Source organism: Enterobacter sp. Li2LvB3 (assembly GCF_056156645.1).
The window spans coordinates 14299-29969 of the sequence record NZ_JBSICG010000002.1; the positions used below are offsets into that span (position 1 = coordinate 14299).

Here is a 15671-nt window from a genome sequence, read left to right on the forward strand (position 1 = left end):
TTCACCTCTCCTCATGCAGCAGGACCATAGCCTCGCGTGACCACGACGCCAGTACCTGCTGTCCCGGCTCCACGCCCGCAGGCACCGTTGCATCACTAAGGTTTGCCTGGCTCACCAGCAGTTTTTCACCGTCGGCCAGTTTAAGTTCAAAACGCGTTGCCGCCCCCTGATACTGTATCGCCTGTACCACCCCCTTCACCTGCACTTCACCGCTTTCATTAAGGCGAATATGTTCCGGGCGTAGCGAATACATGCCTTCCATACCGCAAACGCGGTGCGCGATACCGGCATCAAATACGTTTGAGGTGCCGACAAAACTCGCCACGAACGGTGTACGTGGGCGCATGTACAGCTCACGCGGTGTGTCGACCTGCTCGATGCGGCCATTATTGAAGACCGCCACCCGGTCAGACATCGACAGGGCTTCACCCTGATCGTGGGTGACAAAAATAAAGGTAATACCCAGCTCCTGCTGGAGCTTTTTAAGCTCAAACTGCATCTGCTCGCGCAATTTGAGATCGAGCGCGCCTAAGGGTTCATCCAGTAGCAGCACCCGCGGTTCATTGACCAGCGCACGCGCAATCGCCACGCGTTGACGCTGCCCACCGGACAGTTGCGAAGGTTTACGGGCGACGGCAAAACTCAACCCGACCTTGTCCAGCGCTTCGCGCGCCTGAGCATGACGTTTTTTCTTATCGATACCTTTGACCATCAACCCGTAGGCGACGTTATCGAGAATAGACATATGCGGGAACAGCGCGTAATCCTGGAACACGGTGTTCACATCACGCTCCCACGGGGGTAGTTCGCTGGCCTCTTTACCGAAGATTTTTATCGCGCCACCGCTTAACTGCTCGAACCCCGCAATCAGGCGCAGGCAGGTAGTTTTGCCGGAGCCCGAAGGCCCCAGCATGGAGAAAAATTCCCCGTCACGAATACCAATGGTGACACCATCCACCGCCCGCACGTCACCGTACAGACGGGAAACATCATTGAACTCTACTGCGTACGTCATGTTCTGCTCCCGGGCGATTAACGGCCGCCCATGATGGCGATGTAATCCTGCGTCCAGCGGCTGTACGGAACATACTTGCCCCCTTCTGCAATCGGCGTTTTCCAGAACATAATTTTATCGAAATAGTTATAGCCGTTGGTTTCGCAGCCTTTATCACCCAACAATGTGCTGGCCTTACAGCCTTCAGCAACAACCGGTAACGAGCCAAACCATGCCGCCAAATCCCCCTGCAATTTCGGCGTCAAAGACCAGTTCATCCATTTATAAGCGCACATCGGGTGTTTCGCCTGCGCGTGAAGCATGGTGGTGTCCGCCCACCCGGTCACGCCTTCTTTCGGGAAGACGGTGGCAATAGGCTGGTTTTCACCTTTCAGGGCATTCGCCTGATACGGCCAGGCGCTCGATGCCACCACACCTTCGTTTTTGAAGTCACTCATCTGAACCGTGGTGTCATGCCAGTAGCGGTGGATAAGCGCATGTTGATCGCGCAGCACTTTCAGGACCGCGGCATACTGTTTTTCCGTCAACTGGTACGGATCGGAGATCCCCAATGCCGGCTGGGTGGCTTTCACAAACAGCGCGGCGTCAGCGATGTAAATCGGACCGTCATAGGCTTGTACGCGGCCCTGGTTGGTTTTACCGTCCGGCAGGTCTTGTTTCACGAAGACCACATTCCAGCTATCCGGCGGCGTCGGGAAGGTTTTGGTGTTGTACATCAGCAGGTTCGGCCCCCACTGATACGGTGTGCCATACACTTTGCCGCCCACGTTAAACCATTCACCCTTTACAATTCGCGGGTCGATGGTTTTCCAGTTCGGGATCAAATCAGGATTAATCGGCTGTACGCGTTTCCCCATAATCAGACGTAACGAGGCGTCACCGGATGCGGTAACCAGGTCATAGCCGCCCTTCGCCATCAGGCTGACCATTTCATCAGAAGTGGCAGCAGTTTTGACGTTCACCACGCAGCCGGTGTCTTTTTCGAACTGTGTTACCCAGTCGTAATTTTTATCGGTCTGACCGCGCTCGATGTATCCCGGCCAGGCAATAATATCCAGTCGACCTTCACCTTCGCCGATCGCCTTGGGTGGCTCAGCGGCTTGCGCTGTCATGATAGTCATACCGAGCGCGCACAGGCTGCTGCGGGCAAATTTTTTGCTCATTAGATTTACTCCTGTCGCAATGAAATTTAGCGGCAGCCGTGCCGTAAAAATATCTCCCTAATTAAACGTAGACCGCGCAAATGGGCCTCACCCTGCGGCTTAAGGAAATTTCATCAGGTTGTGACCGAGGGCGCATTCCCCGTTAACTGGATTATAGACAAGGGGTTAGCAGTGAGAGGCTGTATGCAGATTTCCTATGATGCAAAAGAAAAAGCACCGCGGGATATTCGCAGTGCTTTACGTGAGATAAGGATTGTTTATTTTTGAGGGGACATTATTCCCCCGGAAATCTGGCGATAATTATTATTTCATCATCGTGCTTATTAATTTCCCCAACTGACTTACCGCCTGCTCCTCTCGCTCGCCCCACGCCCATGAGGTATTAAAACGGAAAAAAGGTGTCCAGGCGTCAGAGGTTGAAAACATTTTGCCCGGCGCAATGCTGATATGGTTCTCCAGCGCTCTCTCGCTCAGTACCCCGGCATCCAGCGGCGCAGGTAGTTCCAGCCATAAGAAGTAGCCGCTGTCGTTGTGGTGGATTTTCACCCCCGCCGGCATATGGCGCAAAAGCGATTGCCATGCCAGCTGTTTACGTTCGGCCAGCGTACGCCGCAGGCGGCGAAGATGGGCGTCATAGCGTTTTGTCGCCAGATAATCCACCAGCGCCAGCTGCACGGGTGAACTGGTGGATAACGTACTCATCAGCTGCAACTGTTGAATGCGCCGGGCATGTTTTCCGGCGGCCACCCAGCCGATACGAAAGCCAGCCACCAGGCATTTTGAAAATGAGGAACAGTGCAGCGTCATGTCCTGGGTGTCCCACGCTTTGGCCGGAAGCGGTTTTTCACGGCCAAAATAGAGCTCGCTATAGACGTCATCTTCAATCAGGGTGACGTTGTGTCGGGTCAACAGCGCCACTAAATGCGCTTTTTTCTCCGCGCTTAGCGTAAATCCAAGCGGGTTCTGGCTGTTGGTCATCAGCCAGCAGGCTTTGACCGGATACTCATTCAGCGCATGTTCAAGCGCGTTCAGATCGATCCCTTCGCGGACGTCAGTGGCAATGGACAGGGCTTTTAATTTCAGGCGTTCGAGCGCCTGAAGCGCGCCGTAAAAACAGGGGTTTTCGACAATCACCCAGTCGCCAGGCTCGGTCACCGCCTGCAAACTGAGGTTGAGCGCCTCAAGCGCCCCGGCGGTGATGACAATTTCTTCCGGTGAGATGTTCATCCCCTGCTGAGCGTAACGACGGGCAATGGCATGACGTAAATCGACGTTTCCCGGCGGCAGGTTTTCAATCACACTCATGGCGGTGGCTGTTTTACTGACGTTAGCAAGTGAACGGTTGAGTTGCTGGAGCGGGAAGAGCCGGGGATCAGGGAACGCTGAAGCAAATGGCACCACAGAAGGATCGCGGCTGGCCTGCAACACGTCGAAGATATAGGTGTTGATGTCCACCACTTCATCGCGCATCACCTGAGCGGGCGGCGAAGGCTGTGATGGCGTCGGGCGCGAGGCAACGTAATAGCCCGACTGCGGTCTTGCGACAATCCTTCCCTGGCTTTCCAGCATCTGATAGGCATGGCCAACGGTCATAAAACTCATGCCGCTGCTCGCAACCTGCTCACGCAGGGAAGGCAATTTATCGCCCGGCAGCCATGCGCCAAGCTCTATTTGCGAGATAATTTGTTGCGCCAGACGCTGGTATTTTTTCATCAGATTCTCCTTGCTGAACAACAGTGTATATCAGAAGAAGAAAAAGAGAAGATTTTGCTAACTGTTATGGTTTAACGGTGTAATTACTTGCGGTACTCAGTGACTGCGCTTTGGGTAAAGCGAGCAGCCGCTAAATGATCGAGCGTAATCATGGACGATTTGCAGAAAATGCATTTCGCACCGTGTGGATTTTTTTCCGACACGTCAAAGACTGAGGTACGGTACTGCGAGCCATGACAGCATGGGCAGCGGAAATGGATATAAGAAGTCATAAGATTCTCCTGTAAACGTAAAAAACGTAAATTGCTAATGGGCCATTCAGGCGATAGTGGTATGAAACAAAACTTATCGGAGTGTAGAAAAAGACCCAAGAGAGGCTGCGGAGAGGCACAACGTGATGAGAACTGCTTTATAAAACTACGTCAGATATTTATTTGAAATCAAAACCAGAGGGACATTAACGCACGACGATGACCATAAAGCAAGCTAATTAATAAATAAAATGCATAAGAATAATCTTTTTATAATCCATCGAATTATGTCTTCTCTGCGTGGGATGCCCCTCTGAACACACCGGCTATATCAGATGCCGAAAAAACATACCTTTAGCAAACTGTTATACATAAATTTCATTTTTCTGCGTCTGATACTCTTCCTCGCAACCCCATACCATAACAGCACACCGTTTGACATTGAGGCTGTGCATGTTTGGTTTAGATGCTTTTCATCTTGCGAGGATACAATTCGCATTTACCGTATCCTTTCACATTATTTTCCCGGCAATCACCATTGGCCTGGCGAGCTACCTCGCCGTGCTGGAAGGGTTATGGCTGAAAACGAAAAACCCGGTCTGGCGTTCGCTTTACCATTTCTGGTCAAAAATCTTCGCCGTTAACTTTGGCATGGGGGTGGTTTCAGGCCTGGTGATGGCGTACCAGTTTGGCACCAACTGGAGCGGATTTTCCCAGTTTGCCGGGAGCATTACCGGCCCCCTGCTCACCTACGAAGTATTGACTGCCTTCTTCCTTGAAGCGGGTTTCCTCGGGGTGATGCTGTTCGGCTGGAACAAAGTCGGGCCGGGGCTGCACTTCTTTTCAACCTGTATGGTGGCGCTCGGCACTATCATCTCAACCTTCTGGATCCTGGCCTCGAACAGCTGGATGCAAACCCCGCAGGGCTATGAAATCGTTAATGGGCAGGTTGTACCCGTCGACTGGTTTGCGGTGGTATTTAACCCTTCCTTCCCGTATCGCCTGCTGCACATGTCGATAGCGGCATTTCTGAGTAGCGCGCTTTTTGTCGGCGCGTCTGCGGCGTGGCATTTATTGCGCGGCAACAATACGCCGGCTATCCGCACCATGTTCTCGATGGCGCTGTGGATGACCCTGATTGTTGCCCCCATTCAGGCGATGATTGGCGATATGCACGGTCTGAATACCCTTAAGCATCAGCCAGCGAAAATCGCGGCCATTGAAGGTCACTGGGAAAATCTACCCGGCGAGCCAACACCGTTGTTACTGTTTGGCCTGCCAGATATGGAGCAGGAACGCACGCGCTTTGGGCTTGAGATCCCGGCGCTGGGCAGCCTGATCCTCACGCACAGCCTGGATAAACAAGTTCCGGCGCTGAAAGAGTTCCCGAAAGAAGATCGCCCTAACGCCACAATCGTGTTCTGGTCTTTCCGCATTATGGCCGGGCTGGGCATGTTGATGCTGTTGCTCGGAGTGGTGGCCGTCTGGCTGCGTTACAAGAAACGCGTTTATTCCTCACGCCCCTTCCTGTGGTTTGCCCTGCTGATGGGGCCGTCCGGGCTGATTGCCATTCTGGCGGGCTGGGTGACGACTGAAGTGGGTCGCCAGCCGTGGGTCGTGTACGGGCTTCAACGCACAAAAGATGCAGTCTCCGCGCACGGCGATTTGCATATGAGCATCAGTTTGCTGGCGTTCTTTGTGGTCTATACCTCCGTCTTTGGCGTGGGATACAGCTATATGGTGCGGCTGATTAAGAAAGGCCCTCAGGCGCACGAAACCTTTGCCACAGAATCCGATGGCCGCCCTGCGCGCCCGCTTTCTGCGGTTACTGAACCGAAGGAGAAACCATAATGGGTATCGATCTTTCCGTTATCTGGTTTGTCATCATCGTTTTCGCCACGCTGATGTATATCGTGATGGACGGCTTTGATCTGGGGATTGGCATTCTGTTCCCGGCAACGCAAAACGCCGACGATCGTGATGTGATGGTCAACAGCGTTGCGCCGGTCTGGGATGGCAACGAAACCTGGCTGGTGCTTGGCGGCGCGGCGTTGTTTGGTGCTTTCCCGCTGGCCTATGCGGTGATTATTGATGCCCTGACCATCCCGCTGACATTAATGCTGATCGGACTTATATTCCGCGGCGTTGCCTTTGAGTTTCGTTTTAAAGCGACGCCCGCGCACCGTCCTTTCTGGGATAAAGCCTTTATTGGCGGGTCGATTCTGGCAACCTTCACCCAGGGCGTGACGGTGGGTGCGGTGATCAATGGGTTTACGGTAACCGGGCGCACCTACACCGGCGGGCCATTCGACTGGTTCACGGTGTTTAATCTGTTCTGTGGCGTGGGTCTGGTGGTGGCGTACGCCCTGCTAGGGTCAACGTGGCTGGTGATGAAAAGTGAGAACGCGCTTCAGCAGCGGATGCGACAGGTGTCGAAACGCCTGCTGCTGGCGCTGCTGGTGATTATCGCTGTGATTAGCGCCTGGACTCCACTGACGCACTCCGACATTGCCGCGCGCTGGTTTACACTGCCGAACCTGTTTTTCCTGCTGCCTGTACCGGTGCTGGTCGTGGTGTTTAGTCTGTTCCAGTGGCGCAGCCTGAATAACCCGGCGAGCCATAATCTGCCGTTTGTTTTGACGCTGGGGCTGATTTTCCTCGGCTTTAGCGGGCTTGGGATCAGCATCTGGCCGCACATTATTCCGCCATCAATTACCCTGTGGCAGGCCGCAGCGCCAGCGCAAAGTCAGGGCTTTATGCTGGTGGGCGCGCTGCTGATTATCCCGGTTATTTTGGTCTACACATTCTGGAGCTACTACGTCTTTCGTGGAAAAGTTCAGCATGGGGAGGGTTATCATTGATGCAACAACTGGTCTGGAAACGCCTGATGTGGCTGGTACTCATCTGGGGTGGCAGCGTCCTGGCACTGGCGGGTGTGAGTATGGTCTTTCGCCTACTGATGGCTGCCGCTGGGTTTAAGTCACACTAACCGGTAAACCGGGTTGCATCCTGCGGCCCGGTTTCTTCTCGCACTTTCAGATAAACCCCATTAACTCACGCAGGAGTATCGTTACACTGTAATTGATTCACAGCATTGATAGTTTGAGAATAAATATGAAAAAGCTCGTTGCGTTAAGTCTGTTCAGCCTGGTCCTCGCCGGCTGTGTTAATCCCGGCAAAGCCTCCGTTCAGGCAGATCAACTCCAAAACCATCGCTTTATTCTGGAAAATGTGGACGGTAAAGCCGTGACAACCACAGCAACGCGGCCTGAAATTAGTTTCAGTGGTGCGCAGTCAGATATTAGTCTTACCAAAAACATGACTGTTTCCGGCGTGATGTGTAATCGCTTTAACGGCGAGGGGAAATTGGCCGAAGGCGAGCTTAAGGTTAAGACGCTGGCCATGACCCGCAAATTATGTACAGAGCCGCAGCTTAACGAGCTGGATCAGGCGATCGGCAACATGCTGCGCAAAGGGGCGCAGGTCGACCTGACTGAAGACCAGTTAACGCTGGCAACGGCTGATAAAACGCTGACCTTTAAGCGGGCAGAATAATCAGTAGTTTCCGCATGTTCCAACGGCAAGCGACTGTTCACTGCAACGTTTGCCGTTAGGCAGTGCGCACATCCCTATCGCGGAGCCGTCTAGCTGACGGGCAACGGATAGCGATCCGCCAATCATCGCACAATTAGCCTGTCCTGAGCTGGACATTGCCGCTTTCATCCCTGGCGTCACGTGCGCGGCAGTAGCTTGCTGCACAGGTTCACTGCTACACGCCGACAACAATAATGCGGCACATCCTACCCATAACGCTGAACGCATACTTTTTCCCCCATCAACGGTAACGAAACCTAAGCATAATAGGCATCCCACCGCGTTGCGTCGAGAGCCAGAATGCGTATTTATGCACTCAGGAAACAAATGCTCACGCTTTTTTTGCCAAAAAGTTGATCTACTCATTGATGCGCAGAATACCGAGGACACAAAAGCGAAAATCGAAAAACCCGACCTTTGCTAAAATAAGGGAATAATTATCAGACCCGTAGCGGTTTCGCGGGTCCCCTTTTTTGCGCAATGTAAGGGTGTCGTCTTATGCAAACTATTGACGGTAATGGTGCTGTCGCGTCAGTCGCGTTCCGTACCAGCGAAGTTATCGCCATCTACCCAATTACGCCAAGTTCTACGATGGCTGAACAGGCAGATGCCTGGGCGGGAAACGGGTTAAAAAACGTCTGGGGCGATGTTCCCAGAGTGGTAGAAATGCAGTCAGAAGCCGGGGCCATTGCTGCCGTGCATGGCGCACTGCAGACCGGTGCTCTTTCTACGTCGTTCACCTCCTCCCAGGGCTTGCTGTTGATGATCCCGACGCTGTACAAGCTGGCAGGACAACTGACTCCCTTTGTATTGCACGTGGCGGCGCGCACCGTTGCCACGCACGCGCTATCTATTTTTGGCGATCACTCTGATGTCATGGCCATACGACAGACCGGCTGCGCCATGCTATGTGCCAGCAGCGTTCAGGAAGCACAGGACTTCGCGCTGATTTCCCATATCGCCACCCTCAAGAGCCGCGTACCGTTTATTCATTTCTTTGATGGTTTCCGCACGTCGCATGAAATCAACAAAATTGTTCCTCTGGCGGATGACACTATCCTGAACCTGCTGCCGCAGGCGGAGATTGACGCCCATCGCGCCCGCGCCCTGAACCCGGAACACCCGGTTATTCGCGGCACGTCCGCCAACCCGGACACCTACTTCCAGTCACGTGAAGCGACGAACCCATGGTACAACGCCGTTTACGACCACGTTGAACAGGCGATGAACGACTTTGCTACCGCTACCGGGCGTGAATACAAACCGTTTGAATACTATGGTCACCCGCAGGCAGAACGCGTCATCGTGCTGATGGGGTCTGCAATCGGTACCTGTGAAGAAGTTGTGGACGAGCTCCTGACGCGTGGCGAAAAAGTTGGTGTGCTGAAAGTGCGCCTTTATCGCCCGTTCTCAGCAAAACACCTGCTCTCTGCCCTGCCGGAAAGCACCCGTAGCGTTGCGGTGCTCGACCGTACCAAAGAGCCAGGCGCACATGCCGAGCCGCTGTATCTGGACGTGATGACCGCCCTGGCGGAAGCCTTCAACAGCGGTGAACGTGAAACCTTACCGCGTGTCATTGGCGGCCGGTACGGTCTTTCCTCTAAAGAATTTGGCCCTGACTGCGTGTTTGCGGTGTTCAATGAACTGGCTGAAGCGAAGCCAAAACCGCGCTTTACGGTCGGCATTTATGATGACGTTACTAACCTTTCGCTGGTGTTACCGGAAAACACGCTGCCATCAAAAGCGAAACTTGAAGCGCTGTTCTATGGCTTAGGCAGTGACGGTAGCGTCTCGGCAACCAAGAACAATATTAAGATCATCGGTAACTCGACGCCGTGGTACGCGCAGGGTTATTTCGTGTATGACTCGAAAAAAGCCGGTGGGCTGACCGTTTCTCACCTGCGCGTCAGCGAACACCCGATTCGTTCGGCGTACCTGGTGTCGCAGGCAGATTTTGTCGGCTGCCATCAGTTGCAGTTTATCGATAAATACCAGATGGCCGAACGCCTCAAACCTGGCGGTATTTTCCTGCTCAATACGCCGTACAGCGCAGATGAAGTCTGGTCGCGCCTGCCGCAGGAAGTGCAGGCGGTTCTTAATCAGAAAAAAGCCCGCTTCTTTGTAGTCAACGCGGCAAAAATTGCGCGTGAGTGCGGGCTTGCAGCGCGTATTAATACCGTCATGCAGATGGCCTTCTTCCACCTGACCAACATCCTGCCGGGCGACAGCGCGCTGGCGGAGTTGCAGGGTGCGATTGCCAAAAGCTACAGCAGCAAAGGCCAGGAGCTGGTGGAACGTAACTGGCAGGCGCTGGCGCTGGCACGCGAATCATTGTTCGAAGTACCGTTACAGCAGGTGAACGCCGCCAGCCCGAACCGGCCGCCAGTAGTGTCTGACGCTGCCCCTGACTTTGTTAAAACCGTTACCGCTGCAATGCTGGCAGGTCTGGGTGATGCCCTTCCAGTTTCGGCGCTGCCGCCAGACGGAACCTGGCCGATGGGCACCACGCGCTGGGAAAAACGCAACATCGCCGAAGAGATCCCCATCTGGAAAGAAGAGCTGTGTACTCAGTGTAACCACTGCGTTGCTGCCTGCCCGCATTCTGCCATTCGCGCCAAAGTGGTGCCTCCGGAAGCGATGGAAAATGCACCAGCCAGCCTGCATTCTCTGGATGTAAAATCCCGCGATATGCGCGGACAGAAATATGTTCTCCAGGTGGCACCGGAAGATTGCACCGGCTGTAACCTGTGCGTGGAAGTTTGCCCGGCGAAAGATCGTCAGAACCCGGAAATAAAAGCCATCAATATGATGTCGCGTCTGGAGCACGTGGAAGAAGAGAAAGTGAATTATGATTTCTTCCTGGACCTGCCAGAAATCGATCGCAGCACACTGGAACGTATCGACATCCGTACTTCGCAGCTGATTACCCCGCTGTTCGAGTACTCCGGCGCCTGCTCTGGCTGCGGTGAAACCCCGTACATCAAACTGCTGACCCAGTTGTATGGTGATCGCATGTTGATTGCCAATGCCACCGGCTGTTCATCTATTTACGGGGGCAACCTGCCATCAACGCCGTACACCACGGATGCCAACGGGCGCGGCCCGGCATGGGCGAACTCCCTGTTTGAAGACAACGCAGAGTTCGGCCTGGGCTTCCGTCTGACAGTCGATCAGCATCGTGCCCGCGTGATGCGCCTTCTGGAACAGTTTGCCGATAAGATCCCGGCGGAGCTGAACGATGCCCTGCATGCTGACGCGACACCAGACGTGCGCCGCGAGCAGGTTGCAGCGCTGCGCAGTGCACTCCAGGGCGTTGACGGTGCAGAACAGTTACTGACTGATGCCGATGCGCTGGTTGAGAAATCTATCTGGCTGATTGGTGGTGACGGCTGGGCTTACGATATTGGATTTGGCGGCCTGGATCATGTGCTGAGCCTGACCGAAAACGTCAATATTCTGGTGCTGGATACACAGTGTTATTCCAACACCGGTGGCCAGGCCTCTAAAGCCACTCCACTGGGTGCGGTCACGAAGTTTGGCGAACACGGGAAACGCAAAGCGCGTAAAGATTTGGGCGTCAGCATGATGATGTATGGCCATGTCTATGTCGCCCAGATTTCACTGGGGGCACAGCTTAACCAGACGGTGAAAGCCATTCAGGAAGCGGAGGCCTATCCAGGCCCGTCGTTGATTATCGCCTACAGCCCTTGTGAAGAGCATGGTTACGATCTGGCGCTCAGCCACGATCAGATGCGCCAGCTCACAGCCACCGGGTTCTGGCCGCTGTATCGCTTCGATCCGCGTCGGGCTGATGAAGGCAAATTGCCTCTGGCGCTGGATTCGCGTCCGCCGTCAGATGCGCTGGCCGAGACACTAATGCAGGAGCAGCGTTTCCGTCGCCTGAATGCGCAGCAGCCTGAAGTGGCAGAGCAGCTCTGGAAAGATGCGGCAGTCGACCTGCAAAAACGCTATGACTTCCTGGCCCAGATGGCAGGTAAAGCGGAAAAATCTACCAACGACTAACCACACAAGCCCGGTATGTGGACTGACCCCATATGTCCGGGCTTTTTTTATTCTGCGCAAAAAAATGCCCGATGCATTCGCATCGGGCGTATCCAGTTTATTTCCGAAAACTCTTTATTTAAGTAAAAAGGATTCACCGAAATAATGAATAAAACATCTTAAAGGCATATAACGGCGTAGAGCCTACCCTTTTTCCCATCACATTAATAATTTTGATTTTGTATGTTTTACACTCATATATTCATGAAGGTTATCGTCATTTCAGCAGCATTATTCTGTTGATATTTTACTTAATCAGTAACAATTATATTTTATTACTCTCAACTCAGAGTGATTTAGCATGGGACATCTTTCCAGTCAGGAAAGTTCAATCAGTAATTAAATAAAAACAACTGCAAAGGAATATCACAATGCAAAGAAAAGTACTGGCTCTTATGATTCCGGCCCTTTTAATGGCTGGCGCAGCGAATGCAGCTGAAATTTACAACAAAGATGGCAACAAATTAGATCTGTACGGAAAAGTAGATGGCCTGCATTACTTCTCTGACGATAAAGGTGCGGATGGCGATCAGACGTACATGCGTCTGGGCTTCAAGGGTGAAACCCAGATCAACAACATGATGACCGGCTACGCGCAGTGGGAATACAACGTTCAGGCTAACAACACTGAAAGCTCTGACAACCAGTCCTGGACGCGTCTGGCGTTCGCAGGGGTCAAAGTTGGTGATTACGGTTCATTCGACTACGGCCGTAACTATGGCGTGCTGTACGACGTGGAAGGCTGGACCGATATGCTGCCAGAGTTCGGTGGCGACTCTTATACCAAAGCAGACAACTTCATGACCGGCCGTGCGAATGGTGTTGCAACCTACCGTAATACTGACTTCTACGGTCTGGTACAGGGTCTGAACTTTGCCTTGCAGTACCAGGGCAAAAATGAGAGCGCCAGCAACAATCAGGAAGGGACGAACAACGGTCGCGACACGCGTCATGAGAACGGCGACGGTTTCGGTATCTCCACTACCTATGACTTCGGCATGGGCTTTAGCGCCGGTGCAGCTTACGCCTCTTCTGACCGTTCCAACGATCAGGTGCGTTACACAACGGCGGGCGGCGATAAAGCCGATGCCTGGACTGCTGGCCTGAAATATGATGCCAACAATATCTACCTGGCAACCATGTATTCCGAAACCCGTAATATGACCCCATACGGTGACAACGAAAACGCGGTTGCTAACAAAACGCAGAACTTCGAAATCACTGCACAATATCAGTTTGATTTCGGCCTGCGCCCGGCCATTTCTTACCTGCAATCCAAAGGTAAAGACCTGGGTAACGGCGAAGGCGATAAAGATCTGGTTAAATATGCTGACGTAGGCGCAACCTATTATTTCAACAAAAACATGTCCACCTATGTTGATTATAAAATCAACCTGCTGGACGAAGATGATGCATTCTACAAAAACAACGGTATCGGTACGGATGATATCGTAGCGTTAGGCCTGGTTTACCAGTTCTAATTTGTCTGGCCCGCGTGCAAGCGCGGGCTATTAATTTATCATCGCAAAGTGTTTAATTGAAATCACGCCCTCCTCATTATCATTTCTTATTTTTCCTGATATCTGATTCTTTGCATCACTGATTTGAATTTACTTATTGCGCCCTGCACCTCTAATGGAGGATGATGTCTCTCCCCGTTACGCCGTCAGGGAGAGCCCATCATGACCCATCACCCAGTAAGATCATCACGCATCTCGTCGATTGCTTATGATGAAGGCAGTGCCACCCTCGAAATACGGTTCCATGATCGTTCCGCTTTCCAGTATCAGCGTGTCCCCGCTCGCATTTTTCAGGATTTTCTGAGTGTAGTGTCTAAAGGTCGCTTTTACGACGGCGTCGTTAAAGGTAAGTTTAAAGAGGTCAAAGTATATTGAGCCGGACCTTTCAGCATGAATAAGGACATTCACATTGTTTAGTCGTATATCTGTTGTTGTGCTCGCCCTCCTCGCCTTCCTGTGGATGGCGTTAATTTTTGATATTGGCGATATCGTTAGCCATCTTGGCAACCTTCTGAACCATTTAGACAGCTATTAACCCTCTGCCTTTACCTGCCTGACGCACTCTTACCCTCCTGCATCATTGTCGATGTACATCCGGGCGGTCATAGCATCGCTTGAGGTGAATGTTGCACAACCGGGCAACTGGTCTATGCTCAGAAAGTTCATGTCTGCCGGTTAGCTGGTTGCCTGAAAAATAATGATAATTTCGCGTTATCGGGTGAAGAGTATGAATAAGAGAGTGCTCGTTTTTCTGGCGTGTGTGATATCGCTTTTCACCTTTAGTTCTTTTGCGGCGGAACCGCGTCAGGAGCCAACTGGCCAGGAGCAAGCCCGCACGGTTTATATCTTCCATCATCCCATTGTTATGCTTCAGGCGAAATTCGGGCTCACTACGCCAGAAGAGCGCGTGCTACGCATCCGCAACACGCTGCGTCATTTCGAACATGCGGATCTGCTCGAACCCCTGAAAATCGTCCCTGTCACCCGCTATAACCAGCCGGGAAGACTGTTCGTTATGAATGGCAAACCTGTCATGCTTCTGGCGCAGGCGGATCTGGATGAGGGGGATGATCTTACCCTGGATCAGGCTGCGCAACGTGTGCTGGTACGCCTTGAAGCACAGCGCACCGCACTTCGCGATCAATTCAATACCGGCTGGCTTGTCCTCTCTTCGGTGAAGACGGTTGCAGGTCTGGCAGTCTTTTTGCTCTTTGGCTATGTTGCGTGGCGCTCATGGCGCCGGGTGCGGCAATATTATCGCCGCCAGATTGCTGAAAACCGGGGTTGGCTCCCCAAAAGCTGGCGCCGTTATACGGGGGCAATTGAAGCACGCCTGTATGGCTTACTAATGATATTACTGGGGATTTTAGCTTTTTACGTCTGGTTAAGCTGGGCATTAAGTTTGTTCCCCTGGACGCGGGTCTGGGCTACGTCGCTGGGTGACTGGTCACTGCGTGTCGTACGTCAGATAGCCCTGTCTATCGTCTCTGCGTTACCGGGCCTGATGATTGTTTTGATTATTTTCATCATCACCGCCTTTATTCTGAAGTTGCTCAAAATGGTGCTCCGCCAGGTTGAAGCTGGTCGTTTACAGTTTCCGGGGCTTCACCCTGAGACTGTCGGGGCGACCCGCAAGCTTATCTCCGTGATGGTGTGGTTATTTGCTCTTTCCGCCGCATACCCTTTCCTTCCTGGCGCAAATTCCCTGGCCTTTAAAGGCATTAGCGTCTTCTTTGGCCTGATGTTAACGCTGGGTTCGGCTGGGGTGATGAATCATGCCATGAGTGGCCTGGTGCTTATTTATTCGCGAGCGCTGCGAAAAGGGGATGTTATTCGGGTAGCGGATAACGAAGGCCAGGTCAGCGAAATCGGGATGCTCGCCACCAAAATTATCACACGCGAAAACTACGTGGTGACGGTACCCAATGCGGTTGTGGTGAGCGGCAAGATTGTTAACCTCAGTGCGCAAAATAAAGATGGCAGCATCAACTTAACCGTCGGCGTGACCATAGGGTATGACACCCCGTGGCGGCAGGTTCACGCAATGCTTGAGCTGGCAGCCAAGCGAGCACGGTGTGTCGATCTGACGCATCCACCGCTTGTACGCCAGCTGGAACTGATGGACTGGTACATAGCCTATGAGCTACAGGTGAGACTGTTTCCCGGGCAGTCCCTGGCCATCGCGCGCAACGAGTTGTACAGCAACATTCAGGATGTATTCAATGAATTCAACGTTCAGATCATGTCGCCGAATTTCGTTATGCAGCCTGAAGGGAACATCATGGTCGCGCAAGAAAACTGGTATGCAGCCCCCGCAGAGCCACCAAAGCGTGAAGGGTAAAACGGCGTAGTC

14 protein-coding genes are annotated in these 15671 nt (G+C 52.8%); 9 read left to right on the plus strand and 5 right to left on the minus strand.

The annotated features are described in order from the left end of the window. Position 1 precedes the first annotated feature (1 nt). From ACS603_RS01580 to ymcF, 4 genes are all read right to left on the minus strand, one after another. Positions 2–1015, minus strand: a complete 1014-nt coding sequence (locus tag ACS603_RS01580; protein ID WP_182061261.1) for an ABC transporter ATP-binding protein — start codon at positions 1013–1015, stop codon at positions 2–4. Positions 1016–1032: 17 nt separating this feature from the next. Then, positions 1033–2178 carry a putative ABC transporter substrate-binding protein YdcS gene (ydcS, locus tag ACS603_RS01585; RefSeq protein ID WP_474943636.1) on the minus strand — a complete coding sequence of 382 codons (1146 nt, stop codon included), beginning with the start codon at positions 2176–2178 and terminating at the stop codon, positions 1033–1035. Between the two features lie 303 nt (positions 2179–2481). After that, positions 2482–3891 (minus strand): aminotransferase-like domain-containing protein, encoded by a 1410-nt coding sequence (locus ACS603_RS01590; protein ID WP_474943637.1) that lies wholly within the window; start codon positions 3889–3891, stop codon positions 2482–2484. A gap of 83 nt (positions 3892–3974) precedes the next feature. Continuing rightward, the gene (gene ymcF, locus ACS603_RS01595) at positions 3975–4163 is read right to left on the minus strand and encodes a cold shock small protein YmcF (protein ID WP_182061264.1); all 189 of its coding nucleotides are present in this window, start codon (positions 4161–4163) and stop codon (positions 3975–3977) included. Positions 4164–4595: 432 nt separating this feature from the next. Here ymcF and ACS603_RS01600 point away from each other — a divergent pair, with 432 nt between their 5' ends. The 4 genes from ACS603_RS01600 (at position 4596) to hslJ (ending at position 7697) form a co-directional block, all read left to right on the plus strand. Beyond that, a complete protein-coding gene (locus tag ACS603_RS01600) occupies positions 4596–5993 on the plus strand; it encodes a cytochrome ubiquinol oxidase subunit I (RefSeq protein ID WP_474943638.1) in 1398 nt (465 codons plus the stop codon). Further along, on the plus strand, positions 5993–7003 hold the full coding sequence (gene cydB, locus ACS603_RS01605) for a cytochrome d ubiquinol oxidase subunit II (protein ID WP_474943639.1): 1011 nt from the start codon (positions 5993–5995) through the stop codon (positions 7001–7003). Before ACS603_RS01600 ends, cydB begins: the two co-directional genes overlap by 1 nt. Continuing rightward, entirely contained in the window at positions 7003–7131 is a 129-nt protein-coding gene (locus ACS603_RS01610; protein ID WP_182061267.1) for a DUF2474 domain-containing protein, read from the plus strand. The genes cydB and ACS603_RS01610 overlap by 1 nt, the downstream gene beginning before the upstream one ends. A 125-nt stretch (positions 7132–7256) precedes the next feature. Further along, complete coding sequence (gene hslJ / locus ACS603_RS01615) at positions 7257–7697, plus strand: heat shock protein HslJ (RefSeq protein WP_315685900.1); 441 nt, start codon at positions 7257–7259, stop codon at positions 7695–7697. On the opposite strand, the gene ACS603_RS01620 is transcribed toward hslJ, so the two are convergent. Further along, positions 7698–7964 (minus strand): putative hemolysin, encoded by a 267-nt coding sequence (locus ACS603_RS01620; RefSeq protein ID WP_182061269.1) that lies wholly within the window; start codon positions 7962–7964, stop codon positions 7698–7700. A 270-nt stretch (positions 7965–8234) separates the two neighbouring features. Here ACS603_RS01620 and nifJ point away from each other — a divergent pair, with 270 nt between their 5' ends. The 5 genes from nifJ to ACS603_RS01645 all read left to right on the plus strand — a co-directional run bounded on the left by nifJ (position 8235) and on the right by ACS603_RS01645 (position 15659). Further along, complete coding sequence (nifJ, locus tag ACS603_RS01625; RefSeq protein WP_474943640.1) at positions 8235–11759, plus strand: pyruvate:ferredoxin (flavodoxin) oxidoreductase; 3525 nt, start codon at positions 8235–8237, stop codon at positions 11757–11759. Between the two features lie 410 nt (positions 11760–12169). Next, on the plus strand, positions 12170–13279 hold the full coding sequence (ompC, locus tag ACS603_RS01630; RefSeq protein WP_182061271.1) for a porin OmpC: 1110 nt from the start codon (positions 12170–12172) through the stop codon (positions 13277–13279). A 201-nt stretch (positions 13280–13480) separates the two neighbouring features. Then, on the plus strand, positions 13481–13693 hold the full coding sequence (locus ACS603_RS01635; protein ID WP_474943641.1) for a KTSC domain-containing protein: 213 nt from the start codon (positions 13481–13483) through the stop codon (positions 13691–13693). 34 nt (positions 13694–13727) lie between these two features. Continuing rightward, positions 13728–13853: a hypothetical protein gene (locus ACS603_RS01640; RefSeq protein WP_259349660.1), complete on the plus strand. Its 126-nt coding sequence runs from the start codon at positions 13728–13730 to the stop codon at positions 13851–13853. Between the two features lie 192 nt (positions 13854–14045). Further along, positions 14046–15659: a mechanosensitive ion channel family protein gene (locus ACS603_RS01645; RefSeq protein WP_474943642.1), complete on the plus strand. Its 1614-nt coding sequence runs from the start codon at positions 14046–14048 to the stop codon at positions 15657–15659. Positions 15660–15671 lie beyond the last annotated feature (12 nt).

Excerpts from the sequence above, each read along its gene's own strand:
- ACS603_RS01635 (WP_474943641.1), top strand. The coding sequence starts at position 13,481 with ATGACCCATCACCCAGTAAGATCATCACGCATCTCGTCGATTGCTTAT.
- ACS603_RS01590 (WP_474943637.1), bottom strand. The coding sequence starts at position 3,891 with ATGAAAAAATACCAGCGTCTGGCGCAACAAATTATCTCGCAAATAGAG.
- ymcF (WP_182061264.1), bottom strand. The coding sequence starts at position 4,163 with ATGACTTCTTATATCCATTTCCGCTGCCCATGCTGTCATGGCTCGCAG.
- nifJ (WP_474943640.1), top strand. The coding sequence starts at position 8,235 with ATGCAAACTATTGACGGTAATGGTGCTGTCGCGTCAGTCGCGTTCCGT.
- ompC (WP_182061271.1), top strand. The coding sequence starts at position 12,170 with ATGCAAAGAAAAGTACTGGCTCTTATGATTCCGGCCCTTTTAATGGCT.
- ydcS (WP_474943636.1), bottom strand. The coding sequence starts at position 2,178 with ATGAGCAAAAAATTTGCCCGCAGCAGCCTGTGCGCGCTCGGTATGACT.
- ACS603_RS01580 (WP_182061261.1), bottom strand. The coding sequence starts at position 1,015 with ATGACGTACGCAGTAGAGTTCAATGATGTTTCCCGTCTGTACGGTGAC.
- ACS603_RS01645 (WP_474943642.1), top strand. The coding sequence starts at position 14,046 with ATGAATAAGAGAGTGCTCGTTTTTCTGGCGTGTGTGATATCGCTTTTC.
- ACS603_RS01610 (WP_182061267.1), top strand. The coding sequence starts at position 7,003 with ATGCAACAACTGGTCTGGAAACGCCTGATGTGGCTGGTACTCATCTGG.
- cydB (WP_474943639.1), top strand. The coding sequence starts at position 5,993 with ATGGGTATCGATCTTTCCGTTATCTGGTTTGTCATCATCGTTTTCGCC.
- hslJ (WP_315685900.1), top strand. The coding sequence starts at position 7,257 with ATGAAAAAGCTCGTTGCGTTAAGTCTGTTCAGCCTGGTCCTCGCCGGC.
- ACS603_RS01600 (WP_474943638.1), top strand. The coding sequence starts at position 4,596 with ATGTTTGGTTTAGATGCTTTTCATCTTGCGAGGATACAATTCGCATTT.
- ACS603_RS01620 (WP_182061269.1), bottom strand. The coding sequence starts at position 7,964 with ATGCGTTCAGCGTTATGGGTAGGATGTGCCGCATTATTGTTGTCGGCG.